18 protein-coding genes are annotated in these 19604 nt (G+C 47.1%); 17 read left to right on the top strand and 1 reads right to left on the bottom strand.

Annotation, left to right across the window (positions count from 1 at the left end):
* Positions 1 to 72: 72 nt before the first annotated feature.
* Positions 73 to 540 (top strand): hypothetical protein, encoded by a 468-nt coding sequence (locus CSUNSWCD_RS07195; protein WP_241091494.1) that lies wholly within the window; start codon positions 73 to 75, stop codon positions 538 to 540.
* An 11-nt stretch (positions 541 to 551) separates the two neighbouring features.
* Here CSUNSWCD_RS07195 and CSUNSWCD_RS07190 read toward each other — a convergent pair whose 3' ends face one another.
* The gene (locus tag CSUNSWCD_RS07190) at positions 552 to 1853 is read right to left on the bottom strand and encodes an apolipoprotein N-acyltransferase (protein WP_009495220.1); all 1302 of its coding nucleotides are present in this window, start codon (positions 1851 to 1853) and stop codon (positions 552 to 554) included.
* Between CSUNSWCD_RS07190 and yajC the strand changes: the two genes are divergently transcribed.
* From yajC to cysE, 16 genes are all read left to right on the top strand, one after another.
* Positions 1826 to 2116 carry a preprotein translocase subunit YajC gene (gene yajC / locus CSUNSWCD_RS07185; RefSeq protein ID WP_002953039.1) on the top strand — a complete coding sequence of 97 codons (291 nt, stop codon included), beginning with the start codon at positions 1826 to 1828 and terminating at the stop codon, positions 2114 to 2116. The genes CSUNSWCD_RS07190 and yajC overlap by 28 nt on opposite strands.
* A complete protein-coding gene (gene secD / locus CSUNSWCD_RS07180; protein ID WP_009495219.1) occupies positions 2109 to 3689 on the top strand; it encodes a protein translocase subunit SecD in 1581 nt (526 codons plus the stop codon). Before yajC ends, secD begins: the two co-directional genes overlap by 8 nt.
* Entirely contained in the window at positions 3690 to 4661 is a 972-nt protein-coding gene (secF, locus tag CSUNSWCD_RS07175; RefSeq protein ID WP_009495218.1) for a protein translocase subunit SecF, read from the top strand.
* Between the two features lie 9 nt (positions 4662 to 4670).
* Positions 4671 to 5009 carry a DUF6394 family protein gene (locus tag CSUNSWCD_RS07170; protein WP_002946615.1) on the top strand — a complete coding sequence of 113 codons (339 nt, stop codon included), beginning with the start codon at positions 4671 to 4673 and terminating at the stop codon, positions 5007 to 5009.
* A gap of 8 nt (positions 5010 to 5017) precedes the next feature.
* Positions 5018 to 7489 carry a leucine--tRNA ligase gene (leuS, locus tag CSUNSWCD_RS07165; protein ID WP_009495217.1) on the top strand — a complete coding sequence of 824 codons (2472 nt, stop codon included), beginning with the start codon at positions 5018 to 5020 and terminating at the stop codon, positions 7487 to 7489.
* Positions 7490 to 7492: 3 nt separating this feature from the next.
* The gene (locus CSUNSWCD_RS07160) at positions 7493 to 8026 is read left to right on the top strand and encodes a putative periplasmic lipoprotein (protein ID WP_009495216.1); all 534 of its coding nucleotides are present in this window, start codon (positions 7493 to 7495) and stop codon (positions 8024 to 8026) included.
* Positions 8016 to 9551: a GGDEF domain-containing protein gene (locus CSUNSWCD_RS07155; RefSeq protein WP_009495215.1), complete on the top strand. Its 1536-nt coding sequence runs from the start codon at positions 8016 to 8018 to the stop codon at positions 9549 to 9551. Before CSUNSWCD_RS07160 ends, CSUNSWCD_RS07155 begins: the two co-directional genes overlap by 11 nt.
* Entirely contained in the window at positions 9551 to 10705 is a 1155-nt protein-coding gene (locus CSUNSWCD_RS07150; RefSeq protein ID WP_009495214.1) for a folylpolyglutamate synthase/dihydrofolate synthase family protein, read from the top strand. Before CSUNSWCD_RS07155 ends, CSUNSWCD_RS07150 begins: the two co-directional genes overlap by 1 nt.
* Positions 10695 to 13652, top strand: coding sequence for a transcription-repair coupling factor (gene mfd / locus CSUNSWCD_RS07145; protein WP_009495213.1), 2958 nt, complete (start codon positions 10695 to 10697; stop codon positions 13650 to 13652). The genes CSUNSWCD_RS07150 and mfd overlap by 11 nt, the downstream gene beginning before the upstream one ends.
* On the top strand, positions 13649 to 14410 hold the full coding sequence (locus CSUNSWCD_RS07140; RefSeq protein ID WP_009495212.1) for an ATP-binding protein: 762 nt from the start codon (positions 13649 to 13651) through the stop codon (positions 14408 to 14410). The genes mfd and CSUNSWCD_RS07140 overlap by 4 nt, the downstream gene beginning before the upstream one ends.
* The gene (locus tag CSUNSWCD_RS07135) at positions 14410 to 15225 is read left to right on the top strand and encodes a TIGR00282 family metallophosphoesterase (RefSeq protein WP_009495211.1); all 816 of its coding nucleotides are present in this window, start codon (positions 14410 to 14412) and stop codon (positions 15223 to 15225) included. Before CSUNSWCD_RS07140 ends, CSUNSWCD_RS07135 begins: the two co-directional genes overlap by 1 nt.
* A gap of 133 nt (positions 15226 to 15358) precedes the next feature.
* Positions 15359 to 16027, top strand: a complete 669-nt coding sequence (locus CSUNSWCD_RS07130) for a 3-methyladenine DNA glycosylase (protein WP_034964602.1) — start codon at positions 15359 to 15361, stop codon at positions 16025 to 16027.
* Between the two features lie 8 nt (positions 16028 to 16035).
* Positions 16036 to 17121, top strand: coding sequence for a DegT/DnrJ/EryC1/StrS family aminotransferase (locus CSUNSWCD_RS07125; RefSeq protein WP_009495209.1), 1086 nt, complete (start codon positions 16036 to 16038; stop codon positions 17119 to 17121).
* A complete protein-coding gene (locus CSUNSWCD_RS07120; protein WP_009495208.1) occupies positions 17114 to 18007 on the top strand; it encodes a Gfo/Idh/MocA family protein in 894 nt (297 codons plus the stop codon). Before CSUNSWCD_RS07125 ends, CSUNSWCD_RS07120 begins: the two co-directional genes overlap by 8 nt.
* A gap of 101 nt (positions 18008 to 18108) precedes the next feature.
* Complete coding sequence (gene cysK / locus CSUNSWCD_RS07115) at positions 18109 to 19020, top strand: cysteine synthase A (RefSeq protein ID WP_009495207.1); 912 nt, start codon at positions 18109 to 18111, stop codon at positions 19018 to 19020.
* A 40-nt stretch (positions 19021 to 19060) separates the two neighbouring features.
* Entirely contained in the window at positions 19061 to 19567 is a 507-nt protein-coding gene (cysE, locus tag CSUNSWCD_RS07110) for a serine O-acetyltransferase (RefSeq protein ID WP_425277332.1), read from the top strand.
* The last annotated feature ends 37 nt before the right edge of the window (positions 19568 to 19604 follow it).

The raw sequence follows: 19604 nt of genomic DNA, 5'->3' as shown, positions 1-19604 counted from the left end.
TTTGCGCTTTTTATTTTCTTTGCGCGCTGGGCATTTTTGTATTGCCTTTTTGACGTGCTGGCTCGTTCCTCTTTGGCACGAGATTTCGTTGAGCTCACGCTTAAAATTTACCCCGCAGTAGAGCGAGCCTTTACTCATACCGATTTTACGCAAAAGGCTGCGTTTTGTATCGCTTATATGGGGATCATCAAGGTCGTCACGCTTGTCGGTTTCGTCGCGGCTTGCTTGCTGTGCGGCAGTAAAGAGAATAAAGCTCGCGCGGTGAAACAAGCAAGAAAAGAAAATCCGGTAACAAGATTTATTGTTTCGATTTTTGCTGCTTTGTTGGCTACATTTTTTATAAATTTGGACTTTAACGGCACTTATATCGGTTATCGCAATCCAAGATACTCGTCTGAATACGAATGGGTGTTGAGGTCTCCCGGCGAATTGTTTTGGCAGATGACGATTGATTTTTGCGTTTTGTGCGGCGTGGCGGCTTTTATTATCTATACGGTAGCGGCTATTTTAGCCGTATTCTACAAACGTAAAAACGCCTAAATTTAGCAAATTTATCTGAAAAATTTATCGAGTAAGCCTTGTTTTGGCGTGATTATCTCAGACGGCGAGCCGTTTACGCTGTGATAGATGGCTTTGCTGTATTTCGTCGCGTAGTATCTGAGTAAAATGCGCTGTAAATTTGGCTCGGTGCTAGGCACGAACCAGCCGTTATTAGTAACCGCGATCATTACGTCAAATTTGCCCTCAAATAGTTCGTCCCGCGTCGCTTCGTAGCAGATCGCGTTTCTGATTTTTACGCCCTCTATCTCGTAGTCGCTAGGAGCGCTCGCCGTTTCAAAATCCTTCGCGCCGCCGAAAAATATCTTATTTATCAAATCTCGCGCAAACGATGGTAGCGGGATCTCCTCGCCAAAAGGCACGAGGATAAATTTATCCAGCCGCCCCATCTTACCGCGGTCAAAGAAAAATGCCGAGTTGTAGTTGGCGCCGTTTTCGCGAGCTAGCGCGCCGGCGACGATAGCGATCTTTTGCGATTTTTCCAGTAGTTCGGAGGTCAAATTTCGCTCGTGCGTCATATAGACGGGGAAGGCGCTCTCGGGCAAAATAACCGCCCTAAATCCCGCACTTATCGCCTCATCTATGATAGCTAAATTTTGATTTATAAATTCGTTTTTTAGCTGCTTTTGCCACTTTAGCTCCTGCGGCACTTCGGTGGTTGTTAGCTTGATCTCAAGAGGCAGAGTTTTAAAATTTGGCGTACCATACTGCACCGCGCATGCTAAAAGCGCGGCAAAAGCGATAAATTTGAGGCGGTTTTTGACGTAAAACAGGCACAAAATCGCGGCGAAAATAAATGCAAGGGCGAGCAAATTTGGCGCAAAAATACCCGGCACAAAAACGGCCTCTAAATTTAGCCAGTTAAAGCCGAATGGATGGATGTTTGAAACTAAAATAAGCAGCAAAGCCTTTAGCCAAATTTGAGCCGGAATGCCTGCTATCAAAAAAAGCGCACCGTAGATGATCCCGATAGCTAAAATTTCAAGCGGGATGAGGTAGCTAAGCTCGTAATAAACGAGGCTAAAGCTGATCCAGTAAAACCACAAAATCCCGATAAAAAATCCCGTCCAAAAAAAGCCGTGTCGGCCAAATTTAAGTAGCAAATAAAAGCCCGCGATCGCAAAAAACGGCGAGATAAACTTTAAAATTTCGCCGCCTAAAAGATCGGCCAGTATAAAATTTGAGATTAAAATCGCGCCGACAAAGGCTTTTATTATAATTTTAGTGCTAAAATAAGGGCTTAAAATTTTTTTTATCAAGGAACCCCATGCAAGAAGGAAATTTCGTAGCTTCATTACTGCCTCTAGTCGTGCTTTTCGCGATATTTTATTTTTTGGTTATCAGACCGCAGCAAAAACAGCAAAAAGCTCATGCCGCGATGCTAGCCGCACTCGAAAAGGGCGACAAGATCATAACTAGCGGCGGACTAATCTGCGAGGTGATAAAACCGGAAGAGGATTTTATCAGAGTTAAGCTTAACGACGACGTAATCGTGCGCGTTTCACGCGAATTCGTCGCGAGAAAAATAGAAAAAACAGAGACGAAAGCAAATGCGTAACGGCAAAATAACGTATAGGCTGATCATCTTTGCTTTGGCTTTGATTTTCGGCATTATCTTTTCCGCGCCGTCTTTTACGGACAAGCTAGGCGGATCTAAAATCAGCCTAGGTCTTGATTTACAGGGTGGACTTCATATGCTCCTTGGCGTCGAGACCGAGGAGGCCGTGCACTCAAAGATCAAATCCATAGCCGCCAGCGTGAACTATTTTGCGAAAAAAGAGGACGTTTTGATCGATAGCTTTAAGATCCGCGAGGATAAGGTGGACTTTGAGCTACTAGACGCAGACGAAGCCGCTAAAATCGATGGCATGCTAAAAGATATCAAGGGTCTTAACGTACAAAAAGAGGGTCTAAAATACTCTGTCGGTCTAACCGACGCCGAGAAGGCCGAAACTATCGAATACGCGATAAACCAAGCGGTCGAAACGATCAGAAACCGCCTCGATCAGTTCGGTCTAGCAGAGCCTACCGTTGCAAGGCAGGGCAAGGATAATATCCTAGTCGAGCTTCCGGGCATCAAAACGGCAGCCGACGAGCAGCGCGCTCGCGATCTCATAGCAAAAGCCGCGCACCTACAGCTAATGGCCGTCGATGAAAAGCGCCAGTCGCAGGCAAACTCTATGAGCGAGGCCGAGGCTGAGAGCTACGGCGACATCATCTATCCAGACGTCAAAAATGCTCAGATAAAATACGTTGTAAAAAACATCCCCGTCCTCGACGGAGCGATGCTAACGGACGCTAGAGTGGCATTTGATCAGCGCACGAACGCGCCTATCATCAGCTTTACTTTAAACGCCGAGGGAGCTAGAATTTTTGGCGATTTTACCGGTGCAAACGTAGGCAAGCGACTAGCTATCGTGCTTGACGGCAAGGTGTACTCAGCTCCTTCGATAAACGAGCGAATCGGCGGCGGAAGCGGTCAGATAAGCGGCGGATTTAGCGTAGAGGAGGCTCACGACGTAGCTATCGCGCTTAGAAGCGGCGCTCTTTTGGCTCCCGTAAAAATGCTAGAAAAGCGAAGCGTAGGACCAAGCCTTGGTGCTGATAGTATAAGACAATCTATGATCGCGCTAGCGTCGGCTTCGGTTTTGGTTGTGCTGTTTATGATAGCTTATTACGGATTTAGCGGTATTTTGGCAAATATCGCACTTGTCGCAAATATCTTAATATTAGTCGCTGTGATGGCGATGTTCGGCGCTGCTCTAACGTTACCGGGAATGGCCGGTATAGTGTTAACCATCGGTATGGCAGTCGATGCCAACGTCATCATAAACGAGCGTATCAGAGAGCTACTGCGCGATGGAGCTAGTATCGCAACTAGCGTGAAAAAGGGCTATGAAAACGCGATGAGCGCTATCATTGATGCAAATTTGACCACGCTTATCACCTCGGTAGTGCTTTACGCCTACGGTACGGGACCTGTCAAGGGCTTTGCCGTGACGATGGGTATAGGTATCATCGCTTCGATGATAACGGCGATCTTAGGTACTCACGGTATGTTTGATACGATTATAAATAAAATAGAAAAAAGCGGCAACACGCGGTTTTGGTTCGGTTATAAAAGGGTATAAATGCAATTTTTCTCAAAGGCACATGTTTATGATTTTATGAGCAAGCGCTACATCGCGCTCGGCATATCTGCTGTACTATTTTTTGGTTCGCTTTTTTTGATGGCGACGAAGGGCTTTAACTACGGCATCGACTTTTCTGGCGGTACGCTCATCCAGGTGAAATACGATAGTGCAGTCTCTTTAGATAAAATTCGCGCAGCTTTGGCAAAAAACGAAGCCTATAAAAACGCGAGCGTTACGGAATTTGGCTCGGCGGAGGAAGTTACGATTAGATTTTCGGGAGCAAGCTCAAATTTAGGTAGCGACGTCGGAGCTAGCGTAGCTGAGCTTTTAAAAGATACGGGCAAATTTGAGATCCGCCGTACGGACGTGGTCGGGCCTAAAGTCGGCGACGAGCTACGCGAAAAGGGAGTGATGGCGCTTGCGATCTCGCTCGTGGGTATTTTGATCTACATCGCGTTTAGATTCGAGTGGAGATTTGCGATGGCGGCGGTTGCTTCGGAGATTCACGACGTCGTGATCACGATGGGCGCGATCAGTTTTTTTGCTATCGACGTAAATTTGGACACTCTCGCGGCGATCCTTACGGTCGTGGGCTACTCGCTAAACGATACGATTATCGTTTTTGACCGTATCAGAGAAAATATCAAAAGCAGCAAGAGTACGCATCTTGATACGATAATAAACGAATCAGTCTCCGCGACGCTAACTAGAACGATACTTACCTCGGGCACCACGCTCATCACGGTCGTCGTGCTATTTTTGTTCGGCGGAGATATGATACACGGATTTTCTTTGGCGTTGATAGTGGGCATAGTCATCGGTACGCTTAGCTCGATATTTGTCGCTGCGCCTATGCTTTTGTGGTTTAAATTTAGCGTGGAGAAATATCGCGCGATGGAAGCGGAAAAGGCGCGCGTACAAAGAGAAAAAGACAAGCAACGCGCGATGTTTGAAAAAGGCACTATATAAGGAGAAGCGATGAACTGGGGCAAGGTTGTTTATATATTTTTCGCGCTTATGAGCCTGACGACAACGGCGGGGTTTTTGTATGATAAAAACGAGATTGCGCTATTTGTAGCGGCGAGCGTAAACGTGATCTCGACGCTGCTAAAAATCGGCGTCAAAAACGTCTTTGCCGCAGAGCTTTTTGCTAGCTCGCTGGTGGCTGATTTGCATCTTATTCCGGCTTTTGTGCTGCTTCAGGTAAACGGCAACGCGCACATGGCGTATTCGCTATCGATCGGCGCCGCGATAGCAAACGTCTTTTCTTTGGCGCTTGTTCTGGTCGAGTCCGGTAAGACGCAAGAAGAATTTTAGGAGTAAAAATGAGTGAAAATTTAAAATACGAGCCGGCGAAAATAGAAAAAAAATGGCAAGAAATTTGGAGTAAAAACGGCGAATTTGAGCCCAAAGACGACTATAGCCTGCCTAAAAAATATATCCTAAGCATGTTTCCGTATCCTAGCGGACGTATCCATATGGGGCACGTTAGAAACTACACCATCGGCGATGCCTTGGCTCGCTACTACCGCAAGCACGGCTACAACGTCCTTCATCCGATCGGCTTTGATAGCTTTGGTATGCCTGCAGAAAATGCAGCGATAAAGCACAAAATCCATCCTAAAATTTGGACTTACGAAAATATAGACTATATGCGCGGCGAGCTTGAGACGCTAGGACTTAGCTTTTCTAAAAAGCGCGAATTTGCGACTTCTGATCCGCTTTATACTAAATTTGAGCAAGAATTTTTCATCAAAATGTATGAAAAAGGGCTGGTTTACCGCAAAAGCGCGGTCGTAAACTGGTGCGAATACGACCAGACCGTGCTTGCCAACGAGCAGGTTGAAGACGGATGCTGCTGGAGATGCGGAAACGCCGTCATCCAGCGCGAGCTACCTGGCTACTACTTAAAGATCACCGATTATGCGCAGGAGCTACTGGACGACCTAAAGTGCCTTGAAGGCAAATGGCCGTCCCAAGTGCTCACGATGCAGGAAAACTGGATCGGCAAGAGCTTTGGCTTAGAGTTTAAATTTGAGCTTGACGAGGAGTCGAAGCAAATTTTAGAAGACGGCGAGCAGATAGAGGGGTTTGGGGTATTTACTACCCGCCCGGATACGATTTACGGCGTTAGCTATGCAGCTCTAGCGCCTGAGCATAAGATCGTAAAGAGGCTACTTGACGGCGGTAAGCTTGAGGTGGCCAAAGCCGAGAGAATCAGAAAAATTTTAAACCAAAGTCCGCGCGAACGCCAAGCTAGCGAAAAAGACGGCCTGTTTTTAGGTATAAACGTCGTGCACCCGCTAACCGGAGAAAAAGTTCCGGTTTGGGTGGCAAATTTCGTCCTAGCAGACTACGGTAGCGGCGCGGTTATGGCGGTGCCGGCTCACGACGAGAGAGACTACGAGTTTGCGAGTAAATTTGACCTGCCGATAAAGTGGGTGGTTAAGCCTGCGCAGGGCGAATTTGAGGGCGGCAAGGCGCTAACGGAATACGGAATATCTATAAATTCGCCGCTCATAAATGGTCTTAGCAGTGAAGAGGCAAAGCTAAAAATCATAGAAAAATTTGAAGCGGATAAGATCGGCAAACGGGTCGTAAATTTTAAAATCCGCGACTGGGGTATCTCTAGGCAGCGCTATTGGGGCGCGCCGATACCGATGGTGCACTGCAAGTGTTGCGGCGTCGTGCCTGAAAAGATCGAAAATCTGCCAGTGACGCTACCTGATGACGTGCAGATAACAGGCGAGGGAAATCCGCTCGATAAACACGAGAGCTGGAAACACGTCAAATGCCCAAAATGCGGCGGCGAGGCCGTTCGCGAGACCGATACGATGGATACGTTTTTTGAGAGCAGCTGGTATTTTGCTAGATACGCGAGCGACGAAAAAACGTGGCAGGAACGCGCATTTGACGCTAAAAGCGTGAATTATTGGATGAATGTGGATCAGTACATCGGTGGTATCGAGCACGCGATCTTGCACCTGCTTTACGCGAGATTTTTCCAAAAGGCCTTACGAGATCTAGGCTACCTCAGAGACGACGAGCCGTTTGAGCGCCTGCTCACTCAAGGCATGGTGCTAAAAGACGGCAAAAAAATGAGCAAAAGCAAGGGCAACGTGGTTGATCCAGATGACATCATACATAAATACGGCGCCGATACGGCGAGGCTTTTTATTCTATTTGCTGCGCCTCCGCAAAAAGAGCTTGAGTGGAACGACAGCGCGGTTGAGGGCGCGTTTAGATTTTTAAACCGCTTGTACGAACGAAGCACGGGTGTAAAAAAATGCACGCAAATCCCGCAGATAGTGCACGCAAATTTGAGCAAAGAAGAAAAATACGCGCGTATGAAAGTTTACGAGGCCCTTAAAAAATCAAACGACGTTTATGAGGAAAATTTTACCTTTAATACCCTAATCGCTGCTTGCATGGAGGCTCTAAACGCGGTAAATGCGCAGGATAATCAGGATGTGACGACAGAAGCGTTTTTCATTATCTTAAATTTGCTCGAGCCTATCGTGCCGCACATTGCAAACGAGCTTAGCGAGCAGTTATTTGGCAGGGCGAATTTTACGAAAATAGAAATTTTAGACGAGGTTTTCGAAAAAGATAGCTTAAATTTGGCTATTACCGTTAACGGCAAAAGGCGCGGCGAATTTGAAGCACCAAGCAGCGCGAGCGATGACGAGGTTTTGGCTCTAGCTAGACAAAGTGCGGCTAAATGGCTAGAAGGAAAAGAAATAATCAAACAAATTTACGTAAACGGCAAACTCGTAAATTTCGTAATAAAAGGCTAAATCGTGAAGATAAAAATTTTACTACTTTTGGCGACTTTCATCTTAGTGGGATGCGGCTATAAGCCCGTCTCAAAGATCACGAACGACATAATGGGCGACCGTGTATACGTAAACGTATTGATAAGCAAAGAAGAGCCTAAAAACAGCGTTTGGATCAAAGATAGCGTACTAGAGGGTATCGTAACAAGGTTGGGCAAACGCATAAGCTACGATAAAAACGAGCCAACCACCATAACCGTCTCGATCAAATCGCTTAATTATCAAGCGTTGCTTTTTGATGAAAACGGCTACGTAACATCATATAAAGCGATACTAACGCTAAATTTCGATACTAAACTAAAAGGCGGTAAGACGTTATCAGTGGCTACTTCCGGTGAGCATGACTTTACGGTTTCGCAAAAGATAAAGGATACGAGATTTGCAGATGGCGTCATTAGCGAAGGAGATAAATATAATGCCATAAAAGAAGCTTCTCAGGAGGCTTTTGATGAATATATCGCCGTGCTTGCGGTAAAAGGGCTAAAAAATGGCGACTAGCGTCAGCCAAGTCATAAAAGAATCAATCCAGACTATGAAAGAGCGCGGGCTCATGCTAACTCCAGATAACTACGCCGAGGTTTTTTGCGAGATAGCGAAAAAAAACGGCGTAATAGTGCCTGATTGCCAGAAGCTTGAAAAATACTCGGCTCGCCTAAACGACGAGCTTAAGGCGCAACTAAAACAAAAAAACGTAAGAAACTTAGATGAGCTTTTTGCTTTTATGGCCGCTAGGCTAAATTCGCCCGGCCTTGCCGAGTATCCAAAACTAATAAATGCGCTCGTAGCTATGAATAAAAAGGTTTTTCAAGCCGTAGCTTCGCTGCATAATAAGAATGCTAAAAATTTAGCCGAAGCAAGCTCGGAAGCTCTAAATAGAAGACTAGATGCGCAAGCTATAGATAGAATAAAAGATAAATGGTTCGATTTTTTAACTGATTACGACGATAGTTTTTTGAAAAGATTGGGCGTTTACGGCGTTAAAAATTTTAGTGACTTAAAAGATATCGTTGCTGAGCTTGAAGATGTTTTGACGAAAGAGCAGGCTTGTGAAAAACTAGTTCCGCTCGTATCGGATATGCTAAGACCTTCTATTACCGATAAAATCGACGGCGAGATAGAAAAAGTAAATAAAATTTTAAAAAGCGATCCAAAGCTTTTAGAAGATTTTACCATTAGAAAAAATATAGAAAATTTGACTAAAAAGCGTATTGAGCTTGATAGGGCTGAAATATCAACAAGGGTCGGAGCGCTAGATAAGGTTTTAGACGGTATAAGCGGGCAAATATCAAGTCTAATTAATAGCTCGTCTAAGAGTTCAAGTCAGATGCAATTTATAAAAAACGATCTAAATTCTATAAATTTGAGTGAAGATAGTTTTGAGGGAATCAGAGATAAATTAAAAAATATCGCCGACACCCTAGATGTAGAGGTTAAGCAACTTGGAGAACAAATGCTAAATGATCAGCAAACTATAAAAGAGTTACAAGCAAAAGTGAGTAAACTAGAAGTAGAGCTAGAAAGCGCAAAAGCCGAGAGCAAAGAGGATTTTTTAACTAAAACCGCGACAAAAAAAGCACTAATGGAAGAGCTTGGGCGGCTGGAGGTTGATTTTTTACAACAAAATGCCGACTACGCCGTGTGTTTTTTTGACATAGATCATTTTAAAAATATAAACGACGTATACGGCCACGACGCCGGCGACGTGATAATAGCAAGCGTAGGAAGGGTGCTTAGGGGCAACTCTAGGGAAGCCGATTTCGTCGCTAGATACGGCGGCGAGGAGTTTGTGGTGTTGTTGCCGGGGTTTGATATGGCGCAGAGTATAGAGTTTGCGGATAAGGTGCGCGATGTGCTAAAAAACTCCAAATTTTTATATAAAGACGAACGTATTAGCGTTACGGTGAGTTGCGGCGTTGCGATACGCAGCCAAAATCAAAGTCAAGCGACCGTATTAGAAGCTTCGGATAAAATGCTATATCAGGCTAAGCAAAACGGCAGAGATCAGGTGATGCCTAAAATTTAATGAAACTAGAATATTTTTTAGAAAACAAACCCCTTTTTTATAAGGAAATCAACCGCGCGCGCATGCCAAGCGCCTTTAAATTCGTGCAGGGCGCGTTTAAAATACCAAAAATCATCCATCTAATCGGCACGAACGGCAAGGGTAGCACGGGACGATTTCTAGCACAGATGCTCGCTCGCGGCCATAGCGTCGGACACTATACGAGCCCGCATATTTTCGAGTTTCGCGAGAGATTTTGGATGAACGGCGCCGTAGCTAGCGCAGATGCGCTCGAAACGGCTCACGAGAGGCTGATTAAAATTTTGCCTGTCGAAGTAGCGCGCTCGCTTTCGTATTTCGAGTACGCGACGCTACTTTGCGCTCCGCTTTTTGAGGGGTGCGACTTTTTCGTCTGCGAGGCTGGCGTTGGGGGAGAATTCGACGCTACGAACGTGTTTGACAAGCGTCTTAGCCTCTTTACTCCGATAGGTTTTGACCACACGGCGCTGCTTGGCGACACGTTAGAGCAGATCGCGACGACTAAATTTAACGCGATGGCGGACGTTGCTTTGATGAACGACGAGATGGGTGAGCTTTGCGTCGGTATCGCTAGACAAATCGCCGCTAAAAAGGGCGTAACGCTCAAATTTGCGTCCGAAAATTTAAGCGACGATGATAAAAATGAGATTAAAATTTACGCGGAAAAATTTGGCTTGCCCGAGTTTTTGCGCTCAAATTTGACTCTCAGTTCTTCAGCGTTTAAGGAGCTTGGGTTTAGCTTAAATTTAGCAAATTTAGGCGCGCTAGATCTAAATGGACGCTGCGAAAAGATCGCGCCAAACGTAACGATCGACGTCGGGCACAACGAGATGGCGGCGCAGGCTCTCGTGAAAAGATTTGAGGGCAAAAAGCTAAATTTGATCTTTAACGCCTTTGCCGATAAGGACATAAAAGCCGTCCTAAAGGCGATCAAGCCGATCGTTAAAAAAACATACATCATCGAGTACGAGGCGCCGGGCCGCGAGCTAGCGACGGCGCAGGTGAAAGAGGCTTTACGCCAGCTTGATATGGAGTTTGCCGACTTTACGGACGTGCGCACGGACGAGGAGTATCTGGCGTTCGGGTCGTTTTACCTCGTGGAAGCCTTCCTAAAAAGGTACCGCGGTGCAAAGTGAGGTTTTTGAGTATTTTTTAAACGGAGGCGATGCGCAGCTGCTTGTCTGTGAGGATGATAAGGAAGCTATCGCGGCTCTTAGCGCGGCGGAATTTGCAGGGCTTAGGGCTTTTAGATTGCCTGATTTTAGAGCGCGAGAGGGCGATGATCTGCGCAGCTTTAGCGCAGAGCTTTTTGAGCTATCCTCCGAGTTATCTAAATTTTACGAATTCGAGGGTAAAAAGGTCCTCATTAGCCCCGTTTGCACGGCGCTAAACAAACTTCCGGGCAAAAAACATTTACAAAAACTAACGCTAAATTTCGGCGACAAAATCGACCCCAAAGAGCTAGCCGAAAAGCTACTGCGCTTTGGCTACGAGGCGGTCGATATCGTGGAGAGCGAGGGCGAGTTTTGCGTGCGCGGCGAGATCATCGACGTTTTTTGCGTCGGCGCGCAGGAGCCAAACCGCATTTTGCTTTTTGACGACGAGATAGAGAGCATTAGACACTACAGCACGCAAACGCAAATTTCAAACAAAACGGAGCTAAAAAGCGTTGAAATTTCGCCTTTTATCGCAGCTCTGGGCGCGGACGAGTTTGAAAAAACATCAGAAAAAATAAAAGATATGCAAACGGACGCACTAATCAGCGACCTAAAGACGCTCGGATTTTGGGCGATAGATGGTTTTATCGACTACACGCGCGAATTTAAAACGGTTTTAATGAAAAAATTTGACGGCTTTGAGCGCGATCTGGGCGAGGTGGCAAATTTGCCCGTGCTGCCCGCAGCGAAAGTTTATAAAGACTTAAGCGTAACTCCAAACGCCGATTTTTTCGAGCTAAATAAAAATAAAAAAATCAAGGTTTTAGCGCGCAACGTTGGTCTTTTTAACGCATTAAATTTGAGCGAATACAAAAACATAGAGTTCGTGCAAACCGAAGCGGCGTTAAATTTAGTCTCGGCAGCCGAGATCATCGTCTCGCTAAATAAATTCGAAAAGAAAAAGCGCGCTAAAAAGCCAAGCTTAGTCATCGACGAGCTAAAGGCGGGCGACTACGTCGTGCACGAGGAGTACGGCATCGGCAAATTTACGGGACTTGAAAAGCTAACGGTGCTAGGCAGGACGCGCGAGTTCGTCGTGATCGTTTATCAAAACGAGGACAAGCTACTACTGCCCGTCGAGCATCTAAATTTGATCGATAGATACGTCGCAAGCAGCGGCAGTATCGCGGTTTTAGACCGCCTGGGCAAGGCAAATTTCGCCAAGATAAAAGAAAAAGTTAGAGCTAAACTTTTTGTTATCGCGTCAAAGATTATTTCACTAGCCGCGCAGCGCGAGCTAATCCGCGGCGAAATCATCGAAAAAGATGACGCGGAGTATCTAAATTTCTTGCAAAACGCGGGCTTTGCCTACACTAGGGATCAGGAGCGCGCCTCAAGTGACATCGCAAACGACCTAAAAAGCGGCAAGGTAATGGATAGGTTGCTCAGCGGCGACGTGGGATTTGGTAAAACGGAAGTTGCGATGAATGCGATATTCAAATGCGTAAAATCGGGCTTTCAAGCGCTATTTTTCGTGCCGACGACGCTTCTTAGCTCGCAGCATTTTAAAAGCCTAAAAGAGCGGCTGGGCAAATTTGACGTTAGCGTCTTTAAGCTTGACCGCTTTACGAGCGCGAGGGAAAAAGCGGTAGCTGTAAAGGCGCTAGAGTCCGGGCAGCCTTGCGTTTGTGTGGGTACGCACTCGCTTTTATCGGTTAAGCCATCAAATTTAGGCCTCATCATCATCGATGAGGAGCATAAATTCGGCGTCAAACAAAAGGAAAAACTAAAAGAAATTTCAAGCGCCTCGCACGTGCTATCTATGAGCGCGACACCGATACCACGTAGCCTAAATATGGCACTTTCAAGCGTCAAGGGCTACTCCGTACTTCAAACTCCGCCAAGCTCGCGCCTAGACGTGCGAACCAGCGTGCGCGAGTGGGACGAAAAGGCGGTAAAAGAGGCCATCATGCGCGAACTGCGCCGCGGCGGGCAAATTTTTTATATCCACAACCACATCGCCACGATGCCTCAGGCAAAAAAGCAAATTTTAGACATCATGCCAAATTTACGCATCCTCACGCTACACTCCAAGATCGACGCCAAAACGACCGAAGAGGAGATGATGAAGTTTGAAAACGGCGAGTACGACGTACTGCTAAGCACCAGCATCGTAGAAAGCGGCATCCACCTGCCAAACGTAAACACCATCATCATCGAGAGCGCGAATAAATTCGGCATCGCAGACCTGCATCAGCTGCGCGGACGCGTCGGCAGGAGCGACAAGCAGGCGTATTGCTACTTCCTCGTCGAAGACAAAAACGCCCTAAGCGCGGACGCTCTAAAACGCCTGGTCGCGCTTGAGAGCAACTCGTTTTTAGGCTCTGGCAGCGTACTAGCCTATCACGATCTAGAAATCAGAGGCGGCGGAAACCTCGTCGGCGAAGCCCAAAGCGGCCATATCGAGGCTATCGGCTACTCGCTCTACATTAAAATGCTCGAAGAAGAGATAAATAAACTGCTAAATAAAGAGAGCTTTGAAAGTGCGAAAATCGACCTGAAACTTAGCATAAACGCATTTTTAAACTCGGAGTTTATCGGTGAGGATAGGTTGCGTCTGGAGCTATATAGGCGGCTTAGCAAGTGCAAAGAGGTGGCCGAGGTTTATGAGATAGAGGGCGAGATAGAGGATAGATTCGGTAAGCCCGACATCTACACCAAGCAGTTTTTAAGCCTCATTATAATTAAAATTCTAGCGATAAAAGCTGGCCTTAAAGCTATCTCAAACGCCGAGCAAAATATTGTGCTAACAGCGCAAAACGGCGAGCAAACCAGGCTAAAATCAAAGAGTAAAGACGATGATGACGTGATAGAAGATATCTTGATCTATCTTAGAAAACTAAACAAAGGACGGGCGGAAAAATGATAGACTGGAATACAACTGCCGCAGCGATTTATAGGCGTAAATTTGGCGCATTAAAAGGCGTGATAGACGTTGATTTTACGCAGCTTGACGGGCTTGTGGGGATCGAAAAGCAAAAAGAAGAGCTCGTAGAAAATACGCGAAATTTTTTAGAGGGCAAGGGCGCAAATCACGCGATACTTTGGGGTGCGCGAGGCTGCGGTAAAAGCAGTCTGGTTAAGGCCGTTTTTACTAAATTTTACCCGGAGGGCTTGCGTCTAATCGAGCTAAAAAACGACGAGCTTGAGATGATACCAGAGATCATTTACGAGATCAGAGATAGCAGCTTTAAATTTATCATTTTTTGCGATGATCTTAGCTTTGAAGCTGGAGACATGAGCTATAAATTTTTAAAACCCGTGCTTGAAGGCTCGATCGAAAAAGCGCCTAAAAATGTGCTAGTTTACGCCACATCAAACCGCCGCCACCTAATCAGCGAACTAAAAAGCGACAACGAGGGTGCGAAAGTCGGCGAGACGGAGCTGCACTATAGCGACGCGGTCGAAGAAAAGATCGCGCTTAGTGATAGATTTGGGCTTTGGCTCAGCTTTTATCAGGGCAGCTTTACGGACTATCTAAAGATCGTGGATTTTTATTTTAAAGATTTCGTGGGCGATAGAGCCATGCTTCACGAGCTAGCTAAGCAATACGCACAGCTTCGCGCTAGCCGCTCGGGACGCACTGCGAGGCAGTTTTATCTAAGCTATAAAGATAAAATTTGATGGCAAATTTAACTAGAGTGGGCTTTGTCGGCGATATCGTCGGACGCGCTGGACGAAGCGCTGTTATACAAAATTTGCCCAAATTTAAGCGTGAGTTTGAGCTTGACTTTATCGTCGCAAATGCCGAAAATGCAAGCGGAGGCTTTGGCCTAACCGCAACCAACGCGCACGAGCTGCTGGGTTGCGGCATCGACGCGATCACGGGCGGCAATCACAGCTTTGATAAAAAAGACGTAGTCGCGCTGATGGACGCTCTGCCTATCATTCGCCCTTACAATCACTTCGCGGGAACTGCAGGGCGCGGAGCGATAAATTTGAGCAAAGACGGCAAGAGTCTAAGCGTGGTAAATTTGATGGGGCACTACGGCTTGCCGCATACGAACAACGCCTTTTTGGAGGCCGAGCGCGCACTAAAGGGGTGCGAGAGCGAAAACATCCTCATAGACTTTCACGCCGAGGCCACGAGCGAGAAAAACGCATTTTTTAGGCTATTTTGCGGGCGAGTGGGAGCCATAGCCGGCACTCACACGCACGTGGGCACCGATGATCTTCAAATTCTAAACGGCACGGCCTACGTGAGCGACGTAGGGCTTAGCGGGGCGTTTGACGGCGTCATCGGTATGGACGCGGAGGCGCCCGTGAAGAGCTTTTTAACGGGGCTTAAGCACTCGTTTAAGGTAAATGAAAAATGCAGGCGAATCTTTCAAATGGTCGTGTTTGAATTTGACGGCGGGCGCTGTGCGGATGCCTTTAAGATCCGCGTGATAGACGGAGTTAGCGAGCCTTTGGTGCAGCGAGCGGTGAAATTTATATAAACGATAGCAAATTTGAGCCGTGCAAACTAACGTCGGCTTTTACTCAAATTTAAGCGCGGCAGCGTTTTGGACGATAAATTTGAGCAAGAGTCGAGCGTCAAATTTACTAATAAACAAAGAAAAAAGGAAAACTATGGATAGCACGCAGCTTTTTTTGGCGCTAAAAAACGCGGGCGTAAAGGCTGATGCAGATGGCCCTCTTTGGTGGCCAAACGCCGGCACCTTCGAGGTCGTGGTCGGCGCCGTTTTGATACAAAATACCAACTGGAAAAACGCAGACAAAGCGCTAAATAATCTAAAAAACGCAAATTTGATGAGCTTGGAGGGCATCGTAAAAACGCACACGGCCGAGCTAGCCTTGCTAATAAAACCTAGCGGCTTTTACAACACCAAGGCAAAACGCCTAAAAACGCTTTGCGACGCGATTTTTAAAAAATTCGGCGATTTTGAAAATTTCAAAGAAAACGTGAGTCGCGAGTGGCTGCTTGGCGTCAAAGGCATCGGCGCGGAGACCTGCGACGCGGCGCTTTGCTATGCGTGCGGACGCGACGTGATGGTCGTAGATAGCTATGCTTTGCGGATTTTGGGCTTTTTGGGGTATGAGTTTGAAAGCTACGACGAGGCGCAGGAGTGGCTAGAAGCCGTAGATAGCGAGCAGATTTGTAAAGCATACGGGCGCGAGCTAGAGATGAATGAAATTTACGCCAAATTTCACGGCAAGATAGTGGAGTTTTGCAAAGTGCACTTTAACGGCAAGAGGCTTGACGAAGCAGGCGAAGAGATACTAAAATCCATAAAATAGGAGCAAAGATGAAGATAAATTTTATAAATTTACAAGCTCAGTATCAAAAATACAAAAACGAAATCGACGAGCAGATCAAAGAGGTGCTAGATAGCTCGGTCTATATCGGCGGCAAGGTCGGCGAGCTGGAGCAAAATCTGGCTAAATTTAGCGGCGCAAAGCACGCTATAGCTTGCAGTAGCGGCACGGACGCGCTGCTACTTGCTTTCATGGCGCTTGATATAAAGCCCGGCGACGAGGTCATCACGACGCCTTTTACCTTTATCGCGACGGCCGAGATGATAGCATTTTTGGGCGCAAAGCCCGTGTTCGTCGATATCGACGAGAGGACGTATAATATTGATCCAAATTTGATCGAAGCAAAGATCACTCTAAGGACCAAGGCTATCGTGCCGGTGTCGCTTTTTGGGCAGGCAGCCGATATGGCGGCGATAAACGCCATCGCGCAAAAGCACGACCTAACCGTCATCGAGGACGCGGCGCAAAGCTTTGGTGCGAGTCAAAACGGCGTAAAATCCTGCAATCTCTCGCGCATCGCTACGACCTCGTTTTTCCCAGCTAAGCCGCTTGGCTGCTACGGCGACGGCGGCGCGATATTTACGAACGACGACGCCCTGAACGAAAAAATGCGCATCCTGCTAAACCACGGCCAGTCCGAGCGCTACATCCACAAATACGTCGGCATAAACGGCAGACTCGACGCCATCCAGGCGGGCATTTTAAACGTCAAGCTAAAATACCTTGATGCCGAAATCGCAAAACGCCAAGAGATCGCGGCACGGTATACTAGCGAGCTAAAGGACGTCGTAGCGCCTTTCGTCGCGGAGGGTAACGTCTCGGCGTGGGCGCAGTACTGTATCCGCGTAAAAGATAGGGCAAAGATGCTAGAAATCTGCGCGCAAAAAGGCGTGCCGACGGGAGTTTATTACCCCGTGCCGCTGCATTTGCAAGAGGTGTTCAAAGGTCTTGGCTATAAGCGGGGGGATTTTGCCGTGAGCGAGGCTGTAGCGCAGGATATAATGGCGCTACCGATGTCGGCCTTTGTAACCAAAGAGGAGCAAGACTACGTCATTGAGGTTATAAATAATGCTTAAATTTGCGCTCATAGGTCTTGGCGTCATGGGCAAAAATCATTACCGCGCGCTGCAAAACGTCGCGGGCGTGCAGATAGTCGCGCTTTGCGAACCGTTTTGCAAGGAAAATTTCGCGCAAAAAATTTATACTGAACTTGACGAGATGCTAGAGAGCGAAAATCTAGACGCCGCGGTCATCGCTACGCCGACCTCGCTACATAAAGAAACGGCCCTAAAATGCATGCAAAAGGGGCTAAATTTGCTCATCGAAAAGCCCGTTTGCGCAAATGCCGCGGACGCTCAAATTTTACTTGAGGAAGCTAAGCGGCGAGATATAAAGGTAGCCGTCGGGCACGTAGAGCGCTTTAATCCCGCAATCACGGCGCTAAAAAAAGAGCTAGCAAACGAGGAAATTTATAGCGTGCAAATAACTAGAAACGCGCCATTTCCGCAGCGAATCACAGATGTTGGGATACTGGCCGACTTAGCGGTGCACGATATAGATCTGATTAGATTTTTAAGTGGCAAAGAGATAAAAAGCGCGGATATAAAAAGCTCGCGCAAAATCCACGCCAAATTTGAAGATAACGCGGTTTTGTCGTTTGAGCTTGAGGGCGAGATAACGGCTCTCATCGCCACTAGCTGGCTCGCGCATAGACGCAAAAGAACGGTCGAGGTCGCGTGCAAAGGGGCGGTTTACGAGGCTGATTTGCTAAATCAGAGCCTCGTTAAATTTAGCGAATTTGACGCAAGCGCGTGCAAAATGCAAAATATATTCGTCAAAAGAGCTGATCCGCTAACAAGCGAGCTAGAGGACTTCGTGCGCCTACTAAGGGGCGAGCAAAGCGCGGGAGCAAGCATAGAGGACAGCCTAAAAACGTTAAAAATCATAGAGAGCGCGAGCTAAATTTTAGGCTGAAATATAAAAGAAAATTTATTTTTTTATATTTTATTTATATTTATGGAAAAAGAAGTTATTATTACACGATTTTTTCAAAAGGAGTCTAAATGATATACGAAAACATCGTCCAAACCATCGGTAAAACCCCGATCGTAAAGATAAACAGCGTGCACGAAGAGGGCATGGCTGAAATTTACGCTAAGCTTGAGTTTTTTAATCCGGGCGGATCGGTAAAAGATAGAATCGCCGCAAGTATGATCCTTGGAATGCAAAAAGAGGGCACTCTAAAAAAAGGCGACGTCATCGTGGAGCCAACTAGCGGTAACACCGGTATCGGCGTAGCTATGGCGGGCGCTGCTTTAGGCTTTAAAGTAGTGCTGGTAATGCCTGAAACCATGAGTATCGAAAGACGCAAGCTGCAAAAGGCTTACGGAGCGGAGCTCGTGCTAACCGAGGGCGCAAAAGGCATGAAAGGCGCGATCGAAAAAGCAAGCGAGCTCGTGCGCGAAAAGGGCTACGTGATGTTAAGCCAGTTTGAAAATAAATTTAACCCGCAGGCTCACGAGCTAACTACGGCGAACGAGATCATGGATGATTTTAAAGAGCTTGACGCTTTTGTGGCGGGCGTAGGCACTGGCGGCACGCTAAGCGGCACAGCAAGAGTGCTAAAAGCAAACGGCTATAAAACTAAAATCGTAGCCGTCGAGCCAAACGACTCCGCCGTGATCTCCGGCGAAAAACCGGGTCCACATAAGATCCAGGGTATCGGCGCGGGCTTTATCCCGGCTACGCTTGATACCGCCTATATTGACGAGATAGAGCGCGTGGATAACGATGAGGCCTTTGAGACGGCTAGAAAGCTGGCTAAAGAGGAGGGTATCTTGCTAGGTATCTCGGGCGGCGCGGCTCTGGCGGCTACAGTAAAGGTCGCAAAGAGGCTAGGTAAGGGCAAAAAGGTGCTTTTCATAGCTCCCGATAACGGCGAGAGATATCTCAGCACTCCGCTTTACGAGGCGTGATTTGGGACTGATAGCCGAACTAAACGAACTAGTCGCGACAGTGCGCGAAAAGGACCCGTCGGTAGCCTCGTGCTGCTACGGGGCCATCCTCGTTAACACTCCGGGCATCCACGCCGTCGTTTTTCATAGATTTGCGCATTTTTTGCACGTTAAAAACTGGCGATTTACGGCGCGCTTCGTCTCGCAGATGTCGCGTTTTTTAACTGGCATCGAGATACATCCGGGCGCCAAGATTGGCAGACGGCTTTTTATCGATCACGGCATGGGCGTAGTTATCGGCGAGACTGCAGAGGTGGGCGACGATGTACTGATCTATCATCAAGTAACTCTGGGCGGCACGGGCAAGGAGTGCTGCAAACGCCATCCGACCATAAAAAATGGCGTCACGATAGCAGCTGGCGCGAAAGTGCTGGGAAATATCCTAATCGGCGAAAACGCCAAAATAGGCGCGAACTCGGTTGTGCTAAAAGACGTGCCAGATAACGCCACGGTCGTAGGCATACCCGCCAGGATCGTGCGAATAAACGGCGAACGAGTCGGCGAGTAGGTCAAATTTGCGCCGGCTCAAACTTTTTTATTTCATC

The organism is Campylobacter showae CSUNSWCD, assembly GCF_000313615.1.
Classification (GTDB): Bacteria; Campylobacterota; Campylobacteria; order Campylobacterales; family Campylobacteraceae; genus Campylobacter_A; species Campylobacter_A showae_A.
This window is presented reverse-complemented; position numbering and strand designations above follow the sequence as displayed.